The following is a 22,082-nucleotide window of genomic DNA, read 5'->3' as shown; positions in this document are numbered from 1 at the left end:
GAAACGACAACGGATAAAGAGGGGTGATATTTTTCTTGTCGCGTATAAAACCGCAGCCAGCGATTTCTGGCCCGGCAAAGTTCAAACAGTCTGGCGCGTGCGCAGCTTTTTTTATTCCAGCAGTTCCAATCGTTGCCGTCTATATTAAACTAGCCTGGATTGTACAGATCGCGACGCTAATATGAAAAATCTTTATACGCTTGGCCTGCAGCAGGTACAACAGGAATTAATCGCCCTGCAGTCGCCGGGATTTTACTGGATAACCTGCCAGCGGCCCGAAGACGCACGAACGCTGTTACGTCAGGTGGTTAGCCAGCAAAAGGCGGCCACGCTGGTGAGCGCGGATGAACCCCCGCAGGCGCTGTTAACGCCCGATCCGCCCGGCGGTCCGGCGCGTATTCCCTTATTTTCGCTGCCTGCCAATAAAGCCAGCCTGCAACATCTGGCCAGCGATATGGCGCGCGTAATGAATAAACGTAGCGGTCTGGTCATGTTTTATAGTCAGGCGGCGCTGTGGAGCAAATTATCCCCGGATGAACTGACCGTGTGGATAAAAGGCTTGCGCCGGGTTCTGTTAAAAAAACAAATGACGCTGCTAATGATCACCTGCGGAACCGCAATTATTCCCCTGCGAAATCATCTGCAGCGTTATTTTCGTCAGCTTGATGGTGTCGCCCATTTAGAATTTCAGCAGGATAGCTGGCAATATCGAATTAACTGGTGGTACTCCGCCGATAAATTGCTGGCCGACCGCGCTATCCGCCTGAACTGTATTGATAATCAGTTTATTGCGCAGGCTGAAGCTGCCGCGTCACAGCCGCTGAGCCTCAATGATGAAAACCAGTTTCTGGCCCAGCAGGATGTGCTGGAAGGGGCGCCGCCGCTTTCCGCGCAGTGGCAACTGTTCAGCGATAACGAGAGCGTGTATGCGCGCGGGCAGCAGGCCAACGCCGCCACGGTCATCTTTAGCCTGGCCCATAATCAGGATGTGCCGACTCTGGCGAGCATGGTCCATGGTTTGCGGCGATCGCGCGGCAACGCGCTGAAAATCGTGGTGCGGGAACTTGGCACCAGCCTGCGCTACAGCGATGAACGTTTGCTGCTGGCGTGTGGCGTTAACAGCATTGTCCCGACGGCGGCGCCGCTGTCGCGCTTGCTGACCGCGCTGGAAGGCGTGCAGGGCCAGCAGTTTACCCGCCACGTGCCGGCCGATCTGCCGGCGCTGGTACAGGCGCTACAGCCGCTGCAGCAGAAAGGCTATTTGCCGCTGGAGCGTTTCTGTGCGGCGGTACAGCAGTTGATGAACAATACGCTGCTGCCGGAAAACGACAAAGGGCTGATGGTGGCGCTGCGCCCGGTGCCGCAGCTGTCGCCGCCGCAGGTACTGACGCTGTGTAAACCGCGTCGTTTTGGCGATTTGGTGACGCTGGTTGACGATCGGCTCTATTTATTCCTCTCTTCCTGCCGCTTTAACGACCTGGACATTGCCCTGAAATCGATATTTTCCCTGCCGCACGACGAGCTGTTCAGCAACCGCATGGTGTGGTTTGCCGACAATCAGATTTTGTCGGAGGTGAATAAAGTGCGGCAGCTGACGCCGGTGGCGCAGGTCGAACCGCTCAGGGTACCGGCCGCTGCGCAACCTGCCGCGCCGGCAGCGGCCGCGCCGCGCGGCCCTCAGACGCCGCAGCCGATCATCATCGACCTCGGGGAACCGCACGTATGACGCTGATGGATGGTGTGCAGGTGGCGATCCTGCTGTTACTGATTTTGCTGTTCCTGAAATCGCTGTGGCGACGCTGGCTGCCGCAGCGCAGCACCAGCCTGCTGATGCGCCTGTTACCTGCCCGCGCCCTCAAATCGGAAGGGCAGTGGCAACGCCAATCGACCAAAACGGATAAACATGGATAACACACCTTCGACGCTGCACGCGGCGCGCTGGCGCGGCCTCGGCGGCTGGAACTTTTACTTTCTGATCAAATTTGGTCTGTTGTGGTACGGCTATCTCAACTTCCATGCACTGAGTAATCTGGTGTTTCTGGCGTGGCTGCTGTTTCCGCTGCCGTCAGCGCGGCTGCATCGTCTGCGCCAGTGGGTTTCGCTGCCGATTGGCTTCGCGCTGTTCTGGCACGATACCTGGCTGCCGGGTCTGAACTCGCTGCTCAGCCAGGGCAGCCAGGTGGCGGGATTCTCGCCGGCCTATCTGCTGGATTTGCTGCAGCGCTTTATTAACTGGGAGATGATCGGCGCGGCCTTTGTGCTGCTGGTGATTTACCTGTTCGTGGCGCAGTGGATTCGCGTCACCGTGCTGGTGTCACTGGCGCTGATCTGGCTGAACGTACTGACGCTCGCCGGCCCGGCGGTCAGCCTGCTGCCCAGCAAAGCCGCCGCACCGCCGGTGGCGCTGAATGACAAACCGGCCGCCAGCCCGGCCGCGGCGGGACTCGATCAAAGCGCGCCGCCCACCAGCGCCAACCTCACCGCGTGGCTGAATCGCTTTTACGATAGCGAACGCCAGCGCGTCACGCACTTCCCTGATGCGCTGCCCGCCGATTCGCAGCCGTTCGATATTCTGGTGATCAACATCTGTTCGCTGGCGTGGTCGGACATTGATGTGGCGCAGCTGCGTGACCATCCGCTGTGGAAGCACTTTGATATCGTGCTGAACAACTATAACTCCGCCACCGGCTACAGCGGCCCGGCCGGTATTCGCCTGCTGCGCGCCAGCTGCGGCCAGACCTCACACAGTAACCTGTATAAAGCCACCGACCAGCGCTGCTATCTGTTTGATAATCTGGCGAAGCTGGGTTTTAAGCAGCAGCTGATGATGGACCATACCGGCGTGTTCGGTAACTACCTGAAAGAGCTGCGCGAGGACGGCAACATGCAGGCGCCGCTGATGTCGCAGGCCGGGATTGCGCCAGAGCTGACGTCTTTTGATGGTTCGCCGGTGTACAACGACGGGCAGCTGATGCAGCGCTGGCTTGATGATCGCAGCAAAAGCAGCGATGCGCGCAGCGCCACCTTCTACAACCTGATTCCGCTGCACGACGGTACGCGCGAGCTGGGCAGCACCCGCACCGCCGAGTGGCAGCCGCGCGCACGGGTGCTGTTCGACCAGCTCGATACCTTCCTGACCAATCTGGAGAAGTCGGGACGCCGGGTGATGGTGCTGGTGGTGCCGGAGCACGGTGCGGCACTGCAGGGGGATAAAATGCAGATGTCCGGGCTGCGCGACATTCCGAGCCCGGGCATCACCCACGTGCCGGTTGGCATTAAATTTGTTGGCATGAAAGCGCCGCATCAGGGCCAGCCGCTGACCATCGATACGCCTGTCAGCCTGCTGGCGATTTCCGAGCTGGTGTCGCGGGTGGTGGACGGTCAGGTGTTTAACGCACCGAACGTCAACATGTCGGTGCTGGCGGATAACCTGCCGCAGACGCCGGTGGTGTCGGAAAATGATAACGCCGTCGTGATGATGTACCAGGGCAAACCGTGGATTCGCCTTAACGGCGGCGACTGGGTAGCCTATCCGCAGTAAAACCTGAGCGGCAAACGGTGCGGGCTGGCGCGCACCGTTTTGTCTCTGCGCCGCTAATGGCTGACAAAATGCTGAAACAGCGCGCAAAGCGGGGCAGTTGCGTGATTTTCGCCTTTATCCCGGCGCAAAAAAATGCTGACCTGGGATATACTTGCTGCGCATTCCGGCAACTGTCACGGCCCCCGGCGGCCAGGAGAGGTTTTGTTGCGCGTCAGTCGTTCGTTAACGATAAAGCAGATGGCCACCGTGTCCGCCGTGGCGCTGGTCACCATCTGTATTTTTATCGTCATCCAGTTATTCCATTTTGTGCAGCAGCGCAGGGTGGATTACGCCCAGCAGATGGAGAACGTCGCGCATACCGTGCGTCAGCCGCTGTCCGAAGCGGTGCTCAAAGCCGATATTCCGCAGGCCGAACGCATTCTGAATACCCTTAAGCCGGCGGGCATTCTGTCGCGCGCCGATGTGGTGCTGCCAAACGCCTTCCAGGCGCTGCACGCCGACTTCGCGCCGGAGAAACCGGTGCCGCGCTTTGTCGCCCGGCTGTTCGAACTGCCGGTGCAGATTACGCTGCCGCTCTATTCGGTCGAGCGCAGCGGGTTGCCGAAGCCGATTGCCTATCTGGTGCTGCAGGCTGATTCGTCACGCGTTTATCAGTTCCTGCTCAGCACGCTGTCCACCATGATCACCACCTATCTGCTGCTGGCGCTGATTCTTTCCGTGGCGATCAGTTGGTGTATCAACCGGCTGATCGTGCATCCGCTGCGTAATATTTCGCGTGAGCTGCAGGAGCTGCCGCCGCCCGCCATTCTCACCCATAAGCTGGCGCTGCCGCACAATCATCGCGACGATGAGATCGGCATGCTGATTCGCAGCTACAACCGCAACCAGCAGGTACTGGAGTCGATTCACGATGAGATGAGCCGGCTGACCACCCATTTCGCGGTGACCGATTTGCCCAACCGCGCGCTGTTTCTGGCGCTGCTTGATCAGCACATCCGCCATCGCCACAGCCAGCAGCCGTGGGGGCTGATGGTGATCCGCATCGAAACCCTGCAGGAAGCCAATGGCGTCCTGAGCGATGAGCAGCGCGATACGCTGATGCTGACGCTGGTGGAAAAAATCCGCAGTACCATTGATGACCATACCCTGCTGGCACAGACCGGACCGAGCGACTTTGCGCTACTGATGAAGCGTGCGCACAACCCGTTTCGCGCCATGCGGCTGGCGCGCAACCTGATGCTACGCATCAACCAGCCGGTGAACCTGTATCAGCTGCAGCTGCGCCCCAACGCTAGCATTGGTCTGGCGCTGCATGATGACAACACCGTGTCCGCTGGCGAACAGCTGGCGCGCGCCACGTCGGCGATGATGTCGGCGCGCCATCAGGGTAAAAACCAGATTCTGTTCTTTGACCCGGCGCTGACCGAGCGGGCGCAGAAGCGCTTAACCCAGGAGCACGACATCCTGCAGGGCCTGCAGGATGGCCAGTTTGCGCTCTATCTGCAGCCGCAAATCAATATGGCCACTGGCGAGCTGGCCGGCGCAGAAGCGCTGCTGCGCATGCGTATGCCGGACGGCAGCTACGGGTTATCCGAAGAGTTCATCGCCAGCGCCGAAGAGATTGGCGTCATCTCCGCGCTCGGCCGCTGGGTTTTTGAAGAGGCGTGCCGCATTATCGCTGGCTGGCAGCGCCACGGCATCAATCTGCCGCTCAGCGTGAATATCTCCGCAGTACAGCTGCGCGATGCCAGCGTGGTGAGCCACCTGCAGGGGCTACTGGAGCGCCACCGCATTGCGCCGGGTAACTTCGTGCTGGAGATCACCGAAACCGCGCAGATTGGCGATGCTGAACAGGCGATGGCGCTGCTGCGCTCGCTGCAGCAAACCGGGGTGGCGGTCGCGCTGGATGATTTCGGCATGGGCTATTCCAATCTCAACTACCTGCATCAGTTCAAAGCGCTGCCGGTCAATAAGCTGAAAATGGATCGCAGCTTTGTCGCCGCGCTGCCGGATGATGACACCATGGTGCGCATCGTGGCGGCGATTGCCGATATCATCCACCTCGACGTGATAGCCGAAGGCGTCGAAACCGCCGAGCAGCGCGACTGGCTGCTGGCGCGCGGAATTACCATCGGGCAGGGCTACTTATATGCTGAAGCCCTGCCGTTATCGGTGTTTAACCAGCGCTGGCTGGCCAGCTCGTCACCGTCTGAATAATCACCTTATTTATTGATTTTCCTTGCAGAATTGCACCGTTATGGGGTGCTGAAGCGTTTCAGTTCATAGTTAGAGTTTTGTAACTTTTGTAAGGAATGTAAGGGTATACTAATCCTGTTAACAGAGTGTTATTTTCCTCGCCATCGGTAAGGTCATACGCTTCCAGGCGGCTTGCCGCATGCGTTTCTCCATAACAATGGCGGTGAATGCCGTCTATACCTGGACACCTGTTATGAAACTGTTCAAAAGCCTCTACTTTCAGGTGCTGGTTGCCATCGGCATCGGCGTCCTGTTAGGCCACTACTACCCTGAGTTAGGCGCGCAAATGAAGCCGCTTGGCGATGGCTTCGTTAAGCTGATCAAGATGATCATCGCCCCCGTGATTTTCTGTACGGTGGTGACCGGTATTGCCGGCATGGAGAGCATGAAAGCAGTTGGACGGACCGGCGCAGTAGCGCTGCTCTATTTCGAAATTGTCAGCACCATCGCGCTGATTATCGGTCTGGTGGTGGTCAACGTGATCCAGCCGGGCGCGGGAATGAACGTCGATCCGGCGACGCTGGATGCCAAAGCGGTTGCGGTCTACGCGCAGCAGGCTGAGCAGCAGGGCGTGATTGCCTTCCTGCTGGACGTGATCCCGAACAGCGTGGTCGGTGCCTTCGCCAGCGGTAACATCCTGCAGGTGCTGCTGTTCGCTATCCTGTTTGGCTTTGCGCTGCATCGCCTCGGTAACGCCGGCACCGTGATGTTCAACGTCATCGAGAGCTTCTCGAAGGTGATTTTTGGCGTGATCAACATGATCATGCGTCTGGCGCCGATTGGTGCGTTCGGCGCCATGGCGTTCACCATCGGTAAATATGGTGTCGGATCGCTGGTGCAGCTCGGTCAGCTGATCATCTGCTTCTACATCACCTGCGTACTGTTCGTGGTGATTGTGCTGGGCATTATTGCCCGCTGGGCCGGCTTCAACATCTTTAAGTTTGTTGCCTACATCAAAGAAGAGCTGCTGATTGTACTGGGAACGTCTTCGTCCGAGTCGGCGCTGCCGCGCATGCTGGATAAGATGGAGAAGCTGGGCTGTAAGAAATCGGTGGTCGGGCTGGTGATTCCAACTGGCTACTCGTTCAACCTCGATGGCACGTCGATTTACCTGACCATGGCGGCGGTGTTTATCGCTCAGGCGACCAACGCCCACATGGATGTCTTCCACCAGATCACGCTGTTAGTGGTGCTGCTGCTCTCCTCCAAAGGCGCGGCAGGGGTGACCGGCAGTGGCTTTATCGTGCTGGCGGCTACGCTGTCGGCGGTGGGACATCTGCCGGTGGCCGGTCTGGCGCTGATTCTCGGGATTGACCGCTTCATGTCGGAAGCCCGTGCGCTCACCAACCTGGTGGGTAACGGTGTGGCGACTGTGGTAGTGGCGAAGTGGGTCGGCCAGCTCGATGAAGCGCAGATGAAAGCGACGCTTTCTTCAGCGAAAAAGGTCAATAGCGCTTCACAGACCAGCGCGTAATCCTCTATTTGCGTTAATTTGTCGTGAAATGCCCGCTGTCGCTTGCCCTGACAGCGGGCATTTGCATAATAACCCCATTGATTTTTTTCCCGATTTTTTTCCTCGTCGCGCGACATCCTGACCTTCCTGTGGTCAAAGAGTCTGTCGTTGTATAAACGTGGCGGCAGCCTGCCGCCGTGGTTCGCTGAAAAGCGGCCGCCTATGGCGCGCACGAGCGTTTATCTGTTTGAGTAGGGGTTCACATGCAGGGCACCAGAATTCGGCTTTTGGTTGGCGGATGGCTGCTTGCGGCATCTGGCTTCGGCGTCCACGCCGAAACACTTCAGCCTGATCCCGCCTGGCAGGAAGGCAAACTGGACAATGGTTTCAGCTGGCAGCTGCTGACCACACCACAACGTCCAAGCGATCGCATCGAGCTGCGCCTGATTGTTAATACCGGTTCGCTGGTGGAAAGCGCCCAGCAAACCGGGTTCAGCCATCTTTTACCGCGTCTGGCGATGGTGCATAACACCGCGCTGGATACCAATCAGCAGCGCGCACTGTGGCAACAGGCGATGGATCCGCAGCGACCGCTGCCGCCGGCCATCTCATCTTATGATTTCACCCAATACAATCTCAGCCTGCCGAACAACCGGCCGGAGCTGCTGAAAGAGGCGCTCAGCTGGCTGGCGGCCACCGCCGGTAAAATGACCATCAATGAGCAGGTGGTGTCGACCGCGCTGACCGCCACCGATCCCATCGCGACCTGGCCGCCCAATACGCAGGATGTGTGGTGGCGCTATCGCCTGAAAGGGTCGACCATGCTGGCGCATGATCCGGGCGAACAGCCGCGCGCGCCGGTGGATATCGCGCAGCTTAATGCCTTTTACCAGCAGTGGTACACGCCGGACGGCATGACGCTGTACGTGGTGGGCAACGTGGATAGCCGCAGCATGGCGGAGCAGATCAACAAAGCGTTCTCGCCACTGCAAGGCAAACGGGTGGCGCCCGCGGCGCTGCCCACGCTGTCGCCGCTGCCGCATCAGCCAATCAACCTGGTTAACGGCGGCATGATGCAGGATCGCCTGTCGCTGGTGTGGGATACGCCATGGCAGCCAATCCGCGACTCGCAGAATCTGCAGCGCTACTGGCAGAGCGATCTGGCGCGCGAAGCGCTGTTCTGGCACGTCCAGCGCGCGCTGGCCGACAGCAAAGCGCAAAGCGTGCAGGTTGGCTTCGACTGTCGCGTGCTGTATCAGCGTGCGCAGTGCGCCATTAACATGGATTCGCCTAACGCGTCGCTGGCGCAGAACCTGAACCAGGTGGCGCGTGAGCTGGCCACCGTGCGTGACAAAGGTCTGCCGCAGGAGGAGTTTGATGCGCTGATGGCGCAAAAGCTGCTGGAACTGAACAAACTGTTTGCCACCTACGCGCGCACCGACACCGATATTCTGATGGGGCAACGTCTGCGCTCGCAGCAGAATTCCGTGGTGGATATCGCGCCGGAGCAGTACCAGAAACTGCGTCAGGCGTTTCTCAGCGAGTTAACGCGCGACCAGCTCAACCAGGAGTTGCGTCAGCAGTTAACGCAGGAGCTCACCATGGTGCTGATTCAGCCGCAGGGTGAGCCCGAAACCAACGTCAGGATGCTGCAGGACAGCTGGGACAAGGTGATGAAGGTTCCGGATGCGCCTGCCGCCGCCGCTACCCCGGATGAGGCTAAACCCGAAAATAATGGCAGCGCGAGCGCGACCGATCAGGCTCAACCCTCGTCATGACCCAGGGCGCATGAATCCCCGCAATAAGGTGCGCTGCAGTAAGGCGGCACGGGTGTCATCCTCAGAAGCTTACGTAAGCGACCGGGATGAACGCGCGCCGCCAGCGCCGCTGCGGTTCAACGTAGCAGGGGCATCAGGTCTTTGCGCGCAGCCATTCGGTCACCAGCATCGGCCAGCTGGCCAGCGGCAGATCCGCCACGCCACGAATCCCAAAGCCGTGGCCGCCTTTCTGATAAAAGTGAATTTCCGCCGGTACCTTGTGCTCCCGCAGGGCACTAAAAAACACCATGCTGTTATTAACGGAAACCGTCTCATCGTCAGCGGCGTGGATCAGCAGCGTCGGCGGCGTCTGGCCGTGCACGCGCGTCTCCAGCGAATAAGCATCAATGCTTTTCTGATCCGGCCACGCGCCCAGCAGGCGGGTGCGTGAACTTTCATGCGCCAGACCGTCGCGCATGCTGATGACCGGATAGAGCAGCACCATCGCATCAGGCCGCGGTGACAGGCTGTCGGCCTGATCCTGCAGCGGATAGATTTTTTCGCCAAAGCGGGTGCCGAGGCTGGCGGCCACGTGCCCGCCGGCGGAAAAGCCCATCATCACGATGTACTTTCCGTTCAGGCCGCGCTGTGAGCGCTCGCGCAGCACGCGCATCGCACGCTGGGCATCGGCCAGCGGCGCATCCGGCCCTTCATGATGGCCGTCGTACGGCAGGCGATAAGTCATTACCGCCAGCGTGTAGCCCATCGAGGTGAAAAAGGTGGCGAGGGCGCTGCCTTCGCGGTCGATCAGTACGCGCTGATACCCGCCGCCCGGTGCCACCAGCAGGGTGATACCGTTTGAGGTTTCCGGATGCCAGATCGCCATCTCCGGACAGCGCACGCCGGTGGCGGCGCGGTCGTAAGGTTCGAACTCTCTGGCCAAATCGACGATCTGCGGCTGAGCGCGCGAGTCACTCGCGCCTGGCGCGTCGCCGTGCGGCCAGATATTGATAATTTCTGTGTGCATAAATCTGTCCTGAGCGAGTCATGTTGTCGTTATTGTGTTCGCGGTCGACCTGACAGCTTCCTGCTGTGGTTGATTAAAACATGGTCTTTTTTCGCGCGATCGTCCAGCCGAAAACCGCCGGAGTCGCCAGTTTCGGACTATGCCTGGCGGTCGGGTTTATCGTCGTAATGCATTGAATTTAAATCAGTCTGATTAGCGGCATTTAAGTGGTGAGCGTCAGGCAGAGAGACGGCTGGATGGCGTGCGTCATTAGTAAAAATTGCCCGGTGAATCTGCGTCATTAAGCCAAATTTTCGCGGTGATATTTTTCAGCGCAATAATCAATTTGCCGTCAGGGCAGAGGGGAAATTGTCGCGACGCGTAGCAGGCAGCGCGGCGCGACAATCGTGTGCGGTGTTAAACGGTTTTTGGCATCGCGCTGGGCGGAATAATCGCGCCGCGATGCTGGATCACCGTACTGGCGGTGAGATGGCCGCGCGCTGCGGCCTGCTCCACGCTGCCACCCGCGAGGCGCACGGCCAGATAACCGGCGCTGAAGGAGTCACCTGCGGCGGTGGTATCGACAATCTGCGCCGGAGCCAGTTTGATGGCCGCAACATCCCGCAGCGGATCGTCGCCGCGCGCCACCAGGCAGGAGTCGGCACCACGTTTAATCACAATCTCCTGCACGCCGGCGGCGCGCGTACGCGCAATCACGTCCGCCAGCGGCTGTTCGCCCCACAGCAGGTGTTCATCATCCAGCGTCAGGAAGGCGATATCGGTGTGGCGTAGCATCGCCGCATACGCCTGCTGCGCACTGGCGCTATCCGCCCACAGACGCGGCCGGTAGTTGTTGTCAAAAATCACGCTGCCACCGTTTTGCCGGCAGGCACTGAGCAGCGCCATCAGCTTTTCGCGGCTGGCCTGAGGCAGGATCGCCAGGCTGATGCCGCTCAGGTAGAGATAGTCGTAATGCGCCAGCTGCTGACAGATGGCCCCGGCCTGCGGGCTATCCAGCCAGAAGCGCGCGGCAGCATCGCTGCGCCAGTACCAAAAGGTGCGCTCGCCGTGGGCATCGGTTTCGATGAAGTAAAGCCCCGGCATTTTGTCCGGCAGGCGCTGCACCAGCTGCGTGTGCACCTGCTCCTGCTGCCAGGCCGCGATCATCTGGTCGCTGAAGCTGTCGGTGCCAAGCGCGGTGACATACTCCACGCGCAGCTGGCTGGAATCGCTCTGCCGTGCCAGATAGATCGCGGTGTTCAGCGTATCGCCGCCAAAGCCGCGTTTGATGTTCTCACCTTTTTCGGACAGCTCAATCATGCATTCGCCAATAATGGCGATGGTTTTCTGCGTCATGGTGTTTGGCCTGTAGTGAATGCTGCGCTCTAGTCTCGCGTCTGGTATGGCAGTCGTCAATGCTTTTTAAAACGCTGTTTTAATTTGCCTTAAGGCGTAAAACCGCGCTTCTGCACCGATTTAGCGGCCAAACCGGGGGTTGTTTTACCGATTAAGCCGCAGACACGCTGCTAGACTCAACAGCTCGTGTGGCTGCGCAGACCAATAAAGTTATCCAGGGGAGAGCCGATACTTGCCACTGAGATGCTATTTGCAGGCACTCAATACCAACCAGGAAAACACCATGGTGATGAAGAATTTGAGTCATCGGCTGCCTTTTTCTCCCGAACTTGAGCAACAACAGGAAACCCGTCTCTACTGGCAGCAGTGCCAACGGTGCTACACTTTCCAGCCGATTTACCAGGTTTCTGGCCGCTTACTGGCTATTGAACTGCTTACCGCCGTGGTGCATCCCGCCGCACCGGAGCAAAACGTGTCACCCGAAGACTATTTCGAGGCGCTGACCATTGCCCAGCGTCTCGACATCGTCCAGGAGCAGCTTGAACTGTTATTACAGTGGGCTTCCTTCTTCAGCCAGCGTCAGCTGGTGGCCTCCGTCAATATTGATGGTCCCACATTATTGGCCATTCAGCAGCATGCGCCCGTGCGCGCGCTGATCGTCCAGCTGCCGTGGGTGCGCTTCGAACTGACCGAACATCACGCGCTGCCGCAGGAAGAGATGGTGGCGCAGATGCCGGAGCTGGGCCCGCTGTGGCTGGATGACTTTGGGTCCGGCATGGCCAACTTCTCCGCGCTGACCGAACTGCGCTACGACTACATCAAGCTTTCGCGCGAGCTGTTTATGCTGCTGCGCGCCAGTGATGAAGGGCGCTCGCTGTTCTCCATGCTGCTGGCGCTGATCAACCGTTACTGTAACGGCGTGATCGTCGAAGGGGTGGAAAACGAGGAGGAGTGGCAGCAGGTACGCAACTCGCCCGCCATGGCCGCACAGGGCTATTATTTTTCACGTCCGCTGCCGTTTAACCAGCTGGAAAACCTGGTACTCGAGCTTCCGTAATTCCGTTCTGCCACGTCTCGACTATCTTTAAGGAGACGTGGAAGGGCAAGGAGGAGGCAAAATGTCGCGTACAGGAAAAATAATTAGCTGGGTGGTCGGGATTTTATTGTTGCTGGTTGTGGTGGTCGTGGTGATTATCGCCACCTTTGACTGGAACCGCCTGAAGCCAACCATCAACCAGAAAGTCTCGGCAGAACTGAACCGACCGTTCGCTATTCGCGGCGATCTTGGCGTTGCCTGGGTGCGCAATCGCGAAGAGCCAGGCTGGCGCAGCTGGGTGCCGTGGCCGCAGGTGCACGCCGACGATGTCATGCTCGGTAATCCACCCAGCGTGCCGGAAGTGACAATGGTGCATTTGCAGCGGGTGGAAGCCACGCTGGCGCCGCTGGCGCTGCTGCACAAAGAGATTTACCTGCCGTGGATTAAGATGCAGCAGCCGGATGCGCGACTGGTGCAGACCGCCGATAAGAAAAATAACTGGACCTTCAACCTCGCCAGCAGCGAAAACAGCGACCCCAACGCGCCGCCTTCGGCATGGTCATTCCGCCTTGATAATATCCTGTTCGATCAGGGACAGCTGCGCTATCGCGACGCCATCAACAAAGCCGATGTCACGGTGAAGATCAATCCGCTGGGCAAACCCGTGCCGTACGCGCAGGTCGCGGGCGGTAACGACCAGCAAAAAGGGGCCGGCGATTTTGTGTTTGGCTGGCAGGCAAGCGGGACCTACAACAACCAGAAACTCGATGGCGACGGTAAGATTGGCGGTATGTTGTCGCTGCGCAGCAAAACCACGCCGTTCCCGTTGCAGCTCGACGTACGCAATGGCACCACACGTGTGCGCGTGGATGGCACCCTGCAGGATCCGCTCAATCTCGGCGGGCTGGATGTGCGGCTGCGTTTCTCCGGCGACACGCTGGCAAATCTGTACGGCTTAACCGGCGTGCTGCTGCCGGACACGCCACCGTATGAAACTGACGGCCACCTGATTGCGCGTTTCAATGAAGAGAAAGGGCCGCTGTTCCGCTACGAAAAATTCAACGGTCATATTGGTGACAGCGATATTCACGGCTCGCTCAGCTATCGTCAGGGCAAACCGCGTCCGACGCTGAGCGGCGAGCTGACGTCGAACCAGCTGCGTATGGCGGACCTTGGGCCGCTGATTGGGGTTAACTCCGGCAAGGGCAGTGAAAAAACGGCGCAGGCCAAAGCGCAGCGCGGTGAGGCCAGCACCCAGCCGGCGGATCGCGTGTTGCCACATGACAAGTTCGATACCAAAAACTGGGATGTGATGGACGCTGACGTGAAGTTCAGCGGCAAGCGTATCGAGCACAGCAGCAAGCTGCCGCTCAGCGATCTCTATACCCATCTGCAGCTGAAAAATGGCGACCTGCTGCTGGATCCGCTGCGCTTCGGCATGGCCGGCGGCAGCATTAATTCGACCATCCATCTGGAGGGCGATCGCTCACCGATGCGCGGCCGCGCCGACCTGCATGCGCGCAAGCTGCAGCTGCGCCAGCTGTTCCCGGATGTCACCGCCATGCAGCGTAGTCTCGGCCAGCTCAACGGGGATGCCAGCCTGACCGGCACCGGCAATTCGGTGGCCGACCTGCTGGGCACCAGCAATGGCGAGCTGAAACTGTTGATGAACGATGGCCTGATCAGCCGCAGCCTGATGGAGATTGCCGGGCTGAACGTCGGTAATTATGTGGTGGGTAAACTGTTTGGCGACGATGAGGTGCGCATCAACTGTGCCGCGACCGACCTGAATATCCGTCAGGGACTGGCGACGCCGCGGCTGTTCGTGTTCGATACCGAGAACGCGGTGATCAACGTTACCGGCAACGCTAACTTTGCTAATGAGCGCTTGGATCTGTCGATCAATCCGGAGAGCAAGGGCATTCGTATCATTACGCTGCGTTCGCCGCTGTATGTGCGCGGCACCTTCAAAAACCCGGATGCCGGAGTCAAAGCCGGTCCGCTGCTGGCGCGTGGTGCCGCAGCCGTCGCGCTGGGGGCCGTGGTCGCGCCGGCGGCCGCACTGCTGGCGTTGATTTCACCAAGCGACACCGATGATAATCAGTGCAGCAACGTGCTCCAGCAGATGAAAAGCAAAAAGTGATCAGTTACGCCACAGCACTTTGATGATGTGGTAGCCAAAAGCGGTTTTCACCGGTCCGTAAGGTTGCAGCAGCGGGCAGGTGAACACCGCTTTATCAAACGCCGGCACCATCTGCCCTTTGCGAAACTCTCCCAGATCGCCCCCGTTACGCCCGGACGGGCAGGTCGAGTGTTTTTTTGCCAGTTGCTGAAAATTCGCGCCTTTTTCCAGCTGCGCCAGCAGCGCTTTCGCCTGAGCTTCCTGTTTCACCAGGATATGTAAAGCCGCCGCGGTTTTCGCCATGATGGTGTTCCCGTTATGTATAATGTGCGACGCATTATAGCGTAGTGCGCGTCAGTTGTAGGGTCGCCATTGATGGCGACCTTTGCGCTCAGGTGCGCATCAATGCGCACCCTACGGCGCGATGTAAATCTTCCTGTCTGATTAAATTGAGTGATGTTTTTCTATGCGTCTTAATCCCGGCCAACAACGTGCTGTCGAATTTGTCACCGGTCCCTGCCTGGTGCTGGCCGGTGCGGGTTCCGGTAAAACCCGCGTGATCACCAATAAAATCGCCCATCTGATCCGTGAATGCGGCTATCAGGCGCGCCATATCGCGGCGGTAACCTTCACCAACAAGGCGTCGCGCGAGATGAAAGAACGTGTGGCGCAAACGCTGGGACGCAAAGAGGCGCGCGGCCTGATGATCTCAACCTTCCACACGCTGGGCCTGGAGATCATCAAGCGCGAATACAAGGCGCTCGGCATGAAATCGACCTTCTCGCTGTTCGACGATCAGGATCAGCTGGCGCTGCTTAAGGACCTGACCAAACAGTGGCTGGAAGAAGATAAAACCCTGTTACAGCAGCTGATTTCCACCATCTCCAACTGGAAAAATGACCTGGTCGATCCGCAGGGTGCGGCCGGTCTCGCCAAATCGCAGCGCGACCAGATTTTTGCCCACTGCTACGCGCTGTACGATCAGCATCTGAAAGCCTGTAACGTGCTGGATTTCGACGATCTGATTCTGCTGCCGACCCTGCTGCTGCAGCGGAATCAGGAAGTGCGCGAACGCTGGCAACAGCGCATCCGCTATCTGCTGGTGGATGAGTATCAGGACACCAACACCAGCCAGTATGAGCTGGTAAAGTTGCTGGTCGGTGCCCGGGCGCGCTTTACCGTGGTCGGTGATGACGATCAGTCTATCTACTCGTGGCGCGGCGCGCGGCCGCAGAACCTGGTGCTGCTGAAAGAGGATTTCCCGGCGCTGGAAGTGGTGAAGCTGGAGCAGAACTACCGCTCGACGCAGCGTATTCTTAAATGCGCCAATATCCTCATCGCCAACAATCCGCACGTGTTTGAAAAGCGGCTGTTCTCCGAGCTGGGCGAGGGCAGCGAGCTGAAAGTGCTGAGCGCCAACAACGAAGATCACGAAGCCGAGCGCGTGGCGGGCGAGCTGATTGCCCATCACTTTATTAATAAAACCCAGTACAAAGATTACGCGATTCTTTATCGCGGTAACCATCAGTCGCGCGTGTTTGAAAAGCTGCTGATGCAGAACCGTATTCCTTATCGCATCTCCGGCGGCACGTCGTTTTTCTCGCGGCCGGAAATCAAGGACTTGCTGGCCTATCTGCGCGTGCTGACCAATCCGGAAGATGACAGCGCGTTTCTGCGCATCGTGAACACGCCACGCCGCGAGATCGGCCCGGCGACGCTACAGAAGCTGGGTGAGTGGGCCAATCTGCGCAACAAAAGCCTGTTTAACGCCAGCTTTGATATGGGGCTGGAACAGACGCTTTCCGGGCGCGGGCTGGAGCATCTGCAGCGCTTTACCCACTGGCTGAATGAAATCGTTCAGCTCACCGAGCGTGAACCGGTGAATGCGGTGCGCGACCTGATTCGCGGCATCGACTACGAAAGCTGGCTGTTCGAAACTTCCCCCAGCCCGAAAGCGGCGGAAATGCGCATGAAGAACGTCAATACGCTGTTTCAGTGGATGACCGAAATGCTGGAGGGCGACGAACTTAACGAGCCGATGACGCTGGCGCAGGTGGTGACGCGCTTTACCCTGCGCGACATGATGGAGCGCGGCGAGAGCGATGAAGAGCTCGATCAGGTCCAGTTGATGACGCTGCACGCCTCGAAAGGGCTGGAGTTCCCCTATGTCTATCTGGTGGGCATGGAAGAGGGGCTGCTGCCGCATCAGAGCAGTATCGATGAGAACAATATCGAAGAGGAGCGTCGCCTGGCCTACGTGGGCATCACCCGCGCGCAGAAAGAGCTGACTTTTACCCTGTGCCGCGAGCGCCGTCAGTACGGCGAGCTGGTGCGTCCGGAACCAAGCCGCTTCCTGCTGGAATTGCCGCAGGATGATGTGGCGTGGGAGCGTGAGAAAAAGGTGATCAGCGCTGAAGAGCGGGTGAAAACCGGGCAAACGCGCGTCGCCGGCTTACGTGCGATGCTGGAGAATGCGAAGAAGGGGTAATGGTTTCGTCACAGCCGCAAGCCTGGCCTGTGGCGAAATCTGTTGCGCGCGCCGCAGAGGCAAAGCGCCCGGCAAAGCGAAGTTTACTCGCGTAAAAGCGCAGTTGCCGGGAGCTTTTCAACGCAGCAGCAGCAGGTTCGATCAGGAAATCGTCAGCAGCCAGTGCACATACGACTGGTAATGGCTCTCCTGCTCCAGCAGCTCGGCGCGCAGCGGATGCGCAGCCAGCCAGCCTGCCGGCAGCGTCAGATGCAGCGCATCATCATCCGCCTGCAGACGCACCGCTGGCAGCGTGTCGTCGCGCCGCCGGCTGGAGAAGATGATTGCCAGCCGCAGCAGACGGCTCAGCCGCTCCGCCATGCGCGGCGGCACGGCGTTTTGCTGCGTCAGCAGCGCCAGATCAATGCTGCCGCTCTGGTTCTGCAGCAGGCAGGCCAGCATTTTTTTCTGCGCGGGGGTGAAACCAGGAAGATCGAGATGGCGAATCAGATACGCGGCGTGCTGCGGTGCCTGGCGGAAATCGACGCTCAGGCCAATTTCGTGGATTGAACAGGCGCTGAGGAGTAAATCGCGACATCGCTGATCCAGCTTCCAGCTGCTGCTCACCTGACGGAAAAAGCTCTCTGCCAGCTGGCGCACGCGGCCCGCCTGCTCAATATCAATGGCGAAACGACGCTGAACGTTCTGCAGCGTGCGGCTTCGAATATCGCGGTCAATCGGCAGATGCAGCATGCCGTACACCAGCCCTTCGCGCAGTGCGCCGCCGGCCAGCGTCATGCTCTCAATGCTCAGCTCGTGGAAAATGGCGATCAGAATCGACAGGCCGCTGGGAAACACCAGCGCACGCTCCAGCGTCAGCCCTTCAATCTCCAGCTCCTCCAGCTTGCCGCACTGAATGGCACGCTGCTTGAGCTGCTGCAGTTTGCTCAGGGTGATGCGCTCATCCATGCCCTGCGCCACCATGATCTCCTGCAGTGCCTGGACGGTGCCGGACGCGCCCACGCAAATCTGCCAGCCTTTCTCTCGCAGTGCCGGCGCAATCGGACGGATCATTTCACGTGCGGCCTGTTCGGCCTGGGCAAAGTTCTCTTTGGCGAGATGACGATCGCTGAAGAAGCGCTCCAGCCAGGTTACACAGCCCATCGACAGGCTAAACAGCGTCGTGGCGTGCGCACCTTCGCCGGTCACCAGCTCGGTGCTGCCGCCGCCGATATCGACCACCAGCCGCTGGTCAGAGCCGCCGGTTGTGTGCGCAACACCCTGATAGATCAGGCGCGCTTCTTCCTCACCGCTGATGACGTTCACCGCGCAGCCGAGAATCTGTTCCGCCTGAGTCAGGAAATCCTGCGCGTTGCTGGCAATGCGCAGCGTGGCGGTTGCCACAACGCGGATTTGTTCCGGGGGAATGTCCTGCAACTGCTCGGAGAACAGACGCAGGCACTGCCAGCCACGCTGCATCGCCTCAGCCGAGAGATGGTTGGCCGCATCAAGACCTGCCGCCAGACGCACCTTGCGTTTAATTCGCGCGACGGTCTGAATACTGCCGGACACTTCGCGCACCACCAACATATGAAAGCTGTTAGAACCTAAATCAATCGCAGCATAAAGTGACGATGCGCTTAGCATGTGTGCTTAACCCGAACGTTTACGGTTGTTGTTGCGCGGGGCACCGCCGCGACGGTTGCTGTTGTTGCCACCGCGACGTGGACCGTTGCCCGAGCGGTTACGCTGCAGGCGTTTCGGTGGCGGCAGGTCGCTCAGCAGGGCGTCGCTGTTGTACTTGCTCACCGGAATACCGTGACCGATGTACTCTTCAATCGCCGGCAGGTTGAGCGCGTACTCTTCACAGGCCAGGCTGATGGAGTGACCGCTGGCGCCAGCACGACCGGTACGGCCAATGCGGTGCACGTAATCTTCGCGATCGTCCGGCAGGTCGTAGTTGAAGACGTGCGTAACTGCCGGGATGTGCAGGCCGCGCGCGGCGACGTCGGTGGCAACGAGGATATCCACGTCACCTTTGGTGAAGTCGTCCAGAATGCGCAGGCGTTTTTTCTGCGCCACGTCGCCGGTCAGCAGGCCTACGCGGTGACCATCGGCAGCCAGGTGGCCCCAGATATCTTCACAGCGGTGCTTGGTGTTGGCGAAGACGATGGCGCGATCCGGCCACTCTTCTTCCAGCAGGGTCTGCAGCAGACGCATCTTCTCTTCGTTCGAAGGATAGAACAGCTCTTCTTTAATGCGGTGGCCGGTTTTCTGCTCGGGCTCAACTTCAACGTATTCGGCGTTGTTCATGTGCTCGAACGCCAGTTCACGTACGCGATAAGAAAGCGTGGCCGAGAACAGCATACTCAGGCGCTGGGTGGCCGGCGGCATGCGGCGGAACAGCCAGCGAATGTCTTTAATGAAGCCGAGATCGAACATGCGATCCGCTTCATCCAGTACCACGACCTGAATGGCGCCGAGGTTGATGTGATTTTGTTTGGCGTAGTCAATCAGGCGTCCGGTGGTGCCCACCAGAATATCGACGCCGTCTGCCAGCACCTTCAGCTGCTTGTCATAGCCGTCGCCGCCATAGGCCAGGCCCAGCTTCAGGCCGGTGGCCTGCGCCAGCGGCTCGGCATCGGCATGAATCTGCACCGCAAGCTCACGCGTCGGTGCCATGATCAGCGCGCGTGGCTGATTAACCTGACGGCCTTCAGCAGCAGGATGAGAAAGAAGATAATGAAACGTTGACGTCAGGAACGCCATCGTTTTGCCGGTACCGGTTTGCGCCTGACCCGCGACATCACGCCCTGAAAGCGCAAAAGGCAACGCGAGCGCCTGAATCGGCGTGCAGTTATGAAAGCCTTTCTTATCAAGGGCTTCCACTACCTGTGGGTGCAGGGCGAAGTCGGAAAACTTCTGTTCTGTTAAGTGTGTTTTGCTCATAGTGTGGTAGAATATCAGCTTACTATCGCTTTACGAAAGCGTATCCGATGAAATAAAGTCAACCTACGTTGGTATATTTTACGCCAATTCGCCAGGCATAATCTTTGGAGTTAAACATGAGCAGCGATAAAATCGTTCACCTGACCGATGACAGTTTCGACACTGACGTGCTGAAAGCCGACGGTGTGACGCTGGTAGATTTCTGGGCTGAATGGTGTGGTCCTTGCAAAATGATCGCCCCGATTCTCGACGAAGTCGCAGAAGAGTACGACGGTAAGCTTACCATCGCCAAGCTGAACATTGATGAAAACCCAGGTACTGCGCCAAAATACGGTATTCGCGGTATCCCGACCCTGCTGCTGTTCAAGAACGGCGAAGTGGCGGCGACCAAAGTGGGTGCGCTGTCTAAAGGTCAGCTGAAAGAGTTCCTGAACGCTAACCTGGCCTAAGCCCGGCGCGGTGTTTGTTCGGCAGTGGTGAATTTTTTCGCCACTGCTGGACGTCTCCCTTCAGGCGTGTTAAGTTGACCTCACTGCATTACGCACTTACCTTGTAGTTTGCATCTAAAGTTTTCCCTTGTCAGACCCAGCTCGCATTGAACGTTTTCGTGGTTTGGCAATCTGACGGCTAGCACATTCGGCATCACCTTTCGACCGTCTCCTCGCTTCCTATCGCCACATCTGACGATAACCGTCGAGCAGCGTTGAAAAAGAGCCATTAACAGGCATGGAATTTTTGCCATACCATTCACGACAAACATTTCGAGAATTACCCCGAGTTTAAGAACCCATCACTATGAATCTTACCGAATTAAAGAATACGCCGGTTTCTGAGCTGATTACTCTCGGCGAAAATATGGGGCTGGAAAACCTGGCGCGTATGCGCAAACAGGACATTATTTTCGCCATCCTGAAACAACACGCGAAGAGCGGCGAAGACATCTTCGGTGATGGTGTGCTGGAGATACTGCAGGATGGATTTGGTTTCCTCCGCTCCGGAGACAGCTCCTACCTCGCCGGTCCCGATGATATCTACGTTTCTCCCAGCCAAATCCGCCGCTTCAACCTCCGCACTGGTGACACCATTTCTGGCAAAATCCGCCCACCGAAAGAAGGTGAACGCTATTTTGCGCTGCTGAAAGTTAACGAAGTTAACTACGACAAGCCAGAAAACGCCCGTAGCAAGATTCTGTTTGAAAACCTGACGCCGCTGCACGCGAACAACCGTCTGCGCATGGAGCGTGGTAACGGTTCGACCGAAGACCTGACGGCGCGCGTGCTGGATCTGGCATCGCCAATCGGTCGTGGTCAGCGTGGTCTGATCGTCGCACCGCCGAAAGCCGGTAAAACCATGCTGCTGCAGAACATCGCGCAGAGCATCGCGTACAACTATCCTGACTGCGTGCTGATGGTGCTGCTGATTGACGAGCGTCCGGAAGAAGTAACCGAAATGCAGCGTCTGGTGAAAGGCGAAGTTATCGCGTCTACCTTTGACGAACCGGCCTCGCGTCACGTGCAGGTTGCAGAGATGGTGATCGAGAAGGCTAAGCGCCTGGTCGAGCACAAAAAAGACGTTATCATCCTGCTGGACTCCATCACCCGTCTGGCGCGCGCCTACAACACCGTAGTGCCGGCGTCGGGTAAAGTCCTGACCGGTGGTGTTGACGCCAACGCCCTGCATCGTCCGAAGCGTTTCTTCGGTGCGGCACGTAACGTGGAAGAGGGCGGCAGCCTGACCATCATCGCCACCGCGCTGGTTGATACCGGTTCGAAGATGGACGAAGTGATTTACGAAGAGTTTAAAGGTACAGGTAACATGGAACTGCACCTGTCACGTAAAATCGCTGAGAAGCGCGTGTTCCCGGCTATCGATTACAACCGTTCCGGTACGCGTAAAGAAGAGCTGCTCACCTCTCAGGAAGAGCTGCAGAAGATGTGGATCCTGCGCAAAATCATCCATCCGATGGGTGAAATTGATGCAATGGAGTTCCTCATCAATAAACTGGCAATGACCAAAACCAACGACGAATTCTTCGATATGATGAAACGCTCGTAATCTGTTGCCGCCGGTAACGGCCTGAGCCAGCCGGCTAACGGCACAAATTGCCAGGATTTATGACTAACGCCACGTCTTAACGTG

Annotated in this window: 16 protein-coding genes; 11 read left to right on the top strand and 5 right to left on the bottom strand. The window is 58.4% G+C overall.

Features of this window, described 5'->3' with window-relative positions; all coding sequences use genetic code 11:
• Nucleotides 1-181: 181 nt before the first annotated feature.
• From bcsE to F3J41_RS21185, 6 genes are all read left to right on the top strand, one after another.
• A complete protein-coding gene (bcsE, locus tag F3J41_RS21210; RefSeq protein ID WP_166712357.1) occupies nt 182-1,726 on the top strand; it encodes a cellulose biosynthesis protein BcsE in 1,545 nt (514 codons plus the stop codon).
• The gene (gene bcsF / locus F3J41_RS21205) at nt 1,723-1,911 is read left to right on the top strand and encodes a cellulose biosynthesis protein BcsF (protein WP_010617915.1); all 189 of its coding nucleotides are present in this window, start codon (nt 1,723-1,725) and stop codon (nt 1,909-1,911) included. Before bcsE ends, bcsF begins: the two co-directional genes overlap by 4 nt.
• Nucleotides 1,904-3,541, top strand: coding sequence for a cellulose biosynthesis protein BcsG (gene bcsG, locus F3J41_RS21200; RefSeq protein ID WP_104189219.1), 1,638 nt, complete (start codon nt 1,904-1,906; stop codon nt 3,539-3,541). Before bcsF ends, bcsG begins: the two co-directional genes overlap by 8 nt.
• A 204-nt stretch (nt 3,542-3,745) precedes the next feature.
• Nucleotides 3,746-5,758: a biofilm formation regulator HmsP gene (hmsP, locus tag F3J41_RS21195; protein WP_021507002.1), complete on the top strand. Its 2,013-nt coding sequence runs from the start codon at nt 3,746-3,748 to the stop codon at nt 5,756-5,758.
• A gap of 232 nt (nt 5,759-5,990) precedes the next feature.
• Nucleotides 5,991-7,271 carry a dicarboxylate/amino acid:cation symporter gene (locus F3J41_RS21190; RefSeq protein WP_132466037.1) on the top strand — a complete coding sequence of 427 codons (1,281 nt, stop codon included), beginning with the start codon at nt 5,991-5,993 and terminating at the stop codon, nt 7,269-7,271.
• Nucleotides 7,272-7,513: 242 nt separating this feature from the next.
• Nucleotides 7,514-9,028: a pitrilysin family protein gene (locus tag F3J41_RS21185; RefSeq protein ID WP_166712355.1), complete on the top strand. Its 1,515-nt coding sequence runs from the start codon at nt 7,514-7,516 to the stop codon at nt 9,026-9,028.
• Nucleotides 9,029-9,161: 133 nt separating this feature from the next.
• Here F3J41_RS21185 and F3J41_RS21180 read toward each other — a convergent pair whose 3' ends face one another.
• Nucleotides 9,162-10,034 carry an alpha/beta hydrolase gene (locus F3J41_RS21180; protein WP_166712353.1) on the bottom strand — a complete coding sequence of 291 codons (873 nt, stop codon included), beginning with the start codon at nt 10,032-10,034 and terminating at the stop codon, nt 9,162-9,164.
• 396 nt (nt 10,035-10,430) lie between these two features.
• The gene (locus tag F3J41_RS21175) at nt 10,431-11,369 is read right to left on the bottom strand and encodes a sugar kinase (RefSeq protein ID WP_166712336.1); all 939 of its coding nucleotides are present in this window, start codon (nt 11,367-11,369) and stop codon (nt 10,431-10,433) included.
• A 283-nt stretch (nt 11,370-11,652) separates the two neighbouring features.
• Here F3J41_RS21175 and pdeH point away from each other — a divergent pair, with 283 nt between their 5' ends.
• Nucleotides 11,653-12,426 carry a cyclic-guanylate-specific phosphodiesterase gene (gene pdeH, locus F3J41_RS21170; RefSeq protein WP_021506997.1) on the top strand — a complete coding sequence of 258 codons (774 nt, stop codon included), beginning with the start codon at nt 11,653-11,655 and terminating at the stop codon, nt 12,424-12,426.
• Between the two features lie 61 nt (nt 12,427-12,487).
• Nucleotides 12,488-14,548: an AsmA family protein gene (locus F3J41_RS21165; RefSeq protein ID WP_058775505.1), complete on the top strand. Its 2,061-nt coding sequence runs from the start codon at nt 12,488-12,490 to the stop codon at nt 14,546-14,548.
• Here the strand turns inward: F3J41_RS21165 and ppiC are convergent, their stop codons facing one another.
• A complete protein-coding gene (gene ppiC, locus F3J41_RS21160) occupies nt 14,549-14,830 on the bottom strand; it encodes a peptidylprolyl isomerase PpiC (protein WP_058758095.1) in 282 nt (93 codons plus the stop codon).
• Nucleotides 14,831-14,993: 163 nt separating this feature from the next.
• Between ppiC and rep the strand changes: the two genes are divergently transcribed.
• Complete coding sequence (gene rep / locus F3J41_RS21155; RefSeq protein ID WP_058758096.1) at nt 14,994-17,015, top strand: DNA helicase Rep; 2,022 nt, start codon at nt 14,994-14,996, stop codon at nt 17,013-17,015.
• 141 nt (nt 17,016-17,156) lie between these two features.
• Here rep and ppx read toward each other — a convergent pair whose 3' ends face one another.
• Together ppx and rhlB are read right to left on the bottom strand one after the other, a co-directional pair.
• Nucleotides 17,157-18,641 (bottom strand): exopolyphosphatase, encoded by a 1,485-nt coding sequence (ppx, locus tag F3J41_RS21150; RefSeq protein ID WP_088516567.1) that lies wholly within the window; start codon nt 18,639-18,641, stop codon nt 17,157-17,159.
• Between the two features lie 6 nt (nt 18,642-18,647).
• Nucleotides 18,648-19,943 (bottom strand): ATP-dependent RNA helicase RhlB, encoded by a 1,296-nt coding sequence (gene rhlB / locus F3J41_RS21145; protein WP_031279615.1) that lies wholly within the window; start codon nt 19,941-19,943, stop codon nt 18,648-18,650.
• Between the two features lie 116 nt (nt 19,944-20,059).
• Between rhlB and trxA the strand changes: the two genes are divergently transcribed.
• Nucleotides 20,060-20,392 carry a thioredoxin TrxA gene (trxA, locus tag F3J41_RS21140; RefSeq protein ID WP_021313352.1) on the top strand — a complete coding sequence of 111 codons (333 nt, stop codon included), beginning with the start codon at nt 20,060-20,062 and terminating at the stop codon, nt 20,390-20,392.
• A 346-nt stretch (nt 20,393-20,738) separates the two neighbouring features.
• Nucleotides 20,739-21,998: a transcription termination factor Rho gene (gene rho, locus F3J41_RS21135; protein ID WP_021506991.1), complete on the top strand. Its 1,260-nt coding sequence runs from the start codon at nt 20,739-20,741 to the stop codon at nt 21,996-21,998.
• Nucleotides 21,999-22,082 lie beyond the last annotated feature (84 nt).

It is taken from the genome of Pantoea sp. Ap-870, assembly GCF_011752515.1.
Taxonomy (GTDB): Bacteria; Pseudomonadota; Gammaproteobacteria; order Enterobacterales; family Enterobacteriaceae; genus Pantoea; species Pantoea dispersa.
Note: the sequence above shows the minus strand (reverse complement) of the source record. Positions and strands in the feature narration are given on the sequence as shown.

Coding starts and splice junctions, on each gene's coding strand:
- bcsE (WP_166712357.1), top strand. CDS start 182: ATGAAAAATCTTTATACGCTTGGCCTGCAGCAGGTACAACAGGAATTA.
- bcsF (WP_010617915.1), top strand. CDS start 1,723: ATGACGCTGATGGATGGTGTGCAGGTGGCGATCCTGCTGTTACTGATT.
- bcsG (WP_104189219.1), top strand. CDS start 1,904: ATGGATAACACACCTTCGACGCTGCACGCGGCGCGCTGGCGCGGCCTC.
- F3J41_RS21190 (WP_132466037.1), top strand. CDS start 5,991: ATGAAACTGTTCAAAAGCCTCTACTTTCAGGTGCTGGTTGCCATCGGC.
- F3J41_RS21185 (WP_166712355.1), top strand. CDS start 7,514: ATGCAGGGCACCAGAATTCGGCTTTTGGTTGGCGGATGGCTGCTTGCG.
- F3J41_RS21180 (WP_166712353.1), bottom strand. CDS start 10,034: ATGCACACAGAAATTATCAATATCTGGCCGCACGGCGACGCGCCAGGC.
- F3J41_RS21175 (WP_166712336.1), bottom strand. CDS start 11,369: ATGACGCAGAAAACCATCGCCATTATTGGCGAATGCATGATTGAGCTG.
- pdeH (WP_021506997.1), top strand. CDS start 11,653: ATGGTGATGAAGAATTTGAGTCATCGGCTGCCTTTTTCTCCCGAACTT.
- F3J41_RS21165 (WP_058775505.1), top strand. CDS start 12,488: ATGTCGCGTACAGGAAAAATAATTAGCTGGGTGGTCGGGATTTTATTG.
- ppiC (WP_058758095.1), bottom strand. CDS start 14,830: ATGGCGAAAACCGCGGCGGCTTTACATATCCTGGTGAAACAGGAAGCT.
- rep (WP_058758096.1), top strand. CDS start 14,994: ATGCGTCTTAATCCCGGCCAACAACGTGCTGTCGAATTTGTCACCGGT.
- ppx (WP_088516567.1), bottom strand. CDS start 18,641: ATGCTAAGCGCATCGTCACTTTATGCTGCGATTGATTTAGGTTCTAAC.
- rhlB (WP_031279615.1), bottom strand. CDS start 19,943: ATGAGCAAAACACACTTAACAGAACAGAAGTTTTCCGACTTCGCCCTG.
- trxA (WP_021313352.1), top strand. CDS start 20,060: ATGAGCAGCGATAAAATCGTTCACCTGACCGATGACAGTTTCGACACT.
- rho (WP_021506991.1), top strand. CDS start 20,739: ATGAATCTTACCGAATTAAAGAATACGCCGGTTTCTGAGCTGATTACT.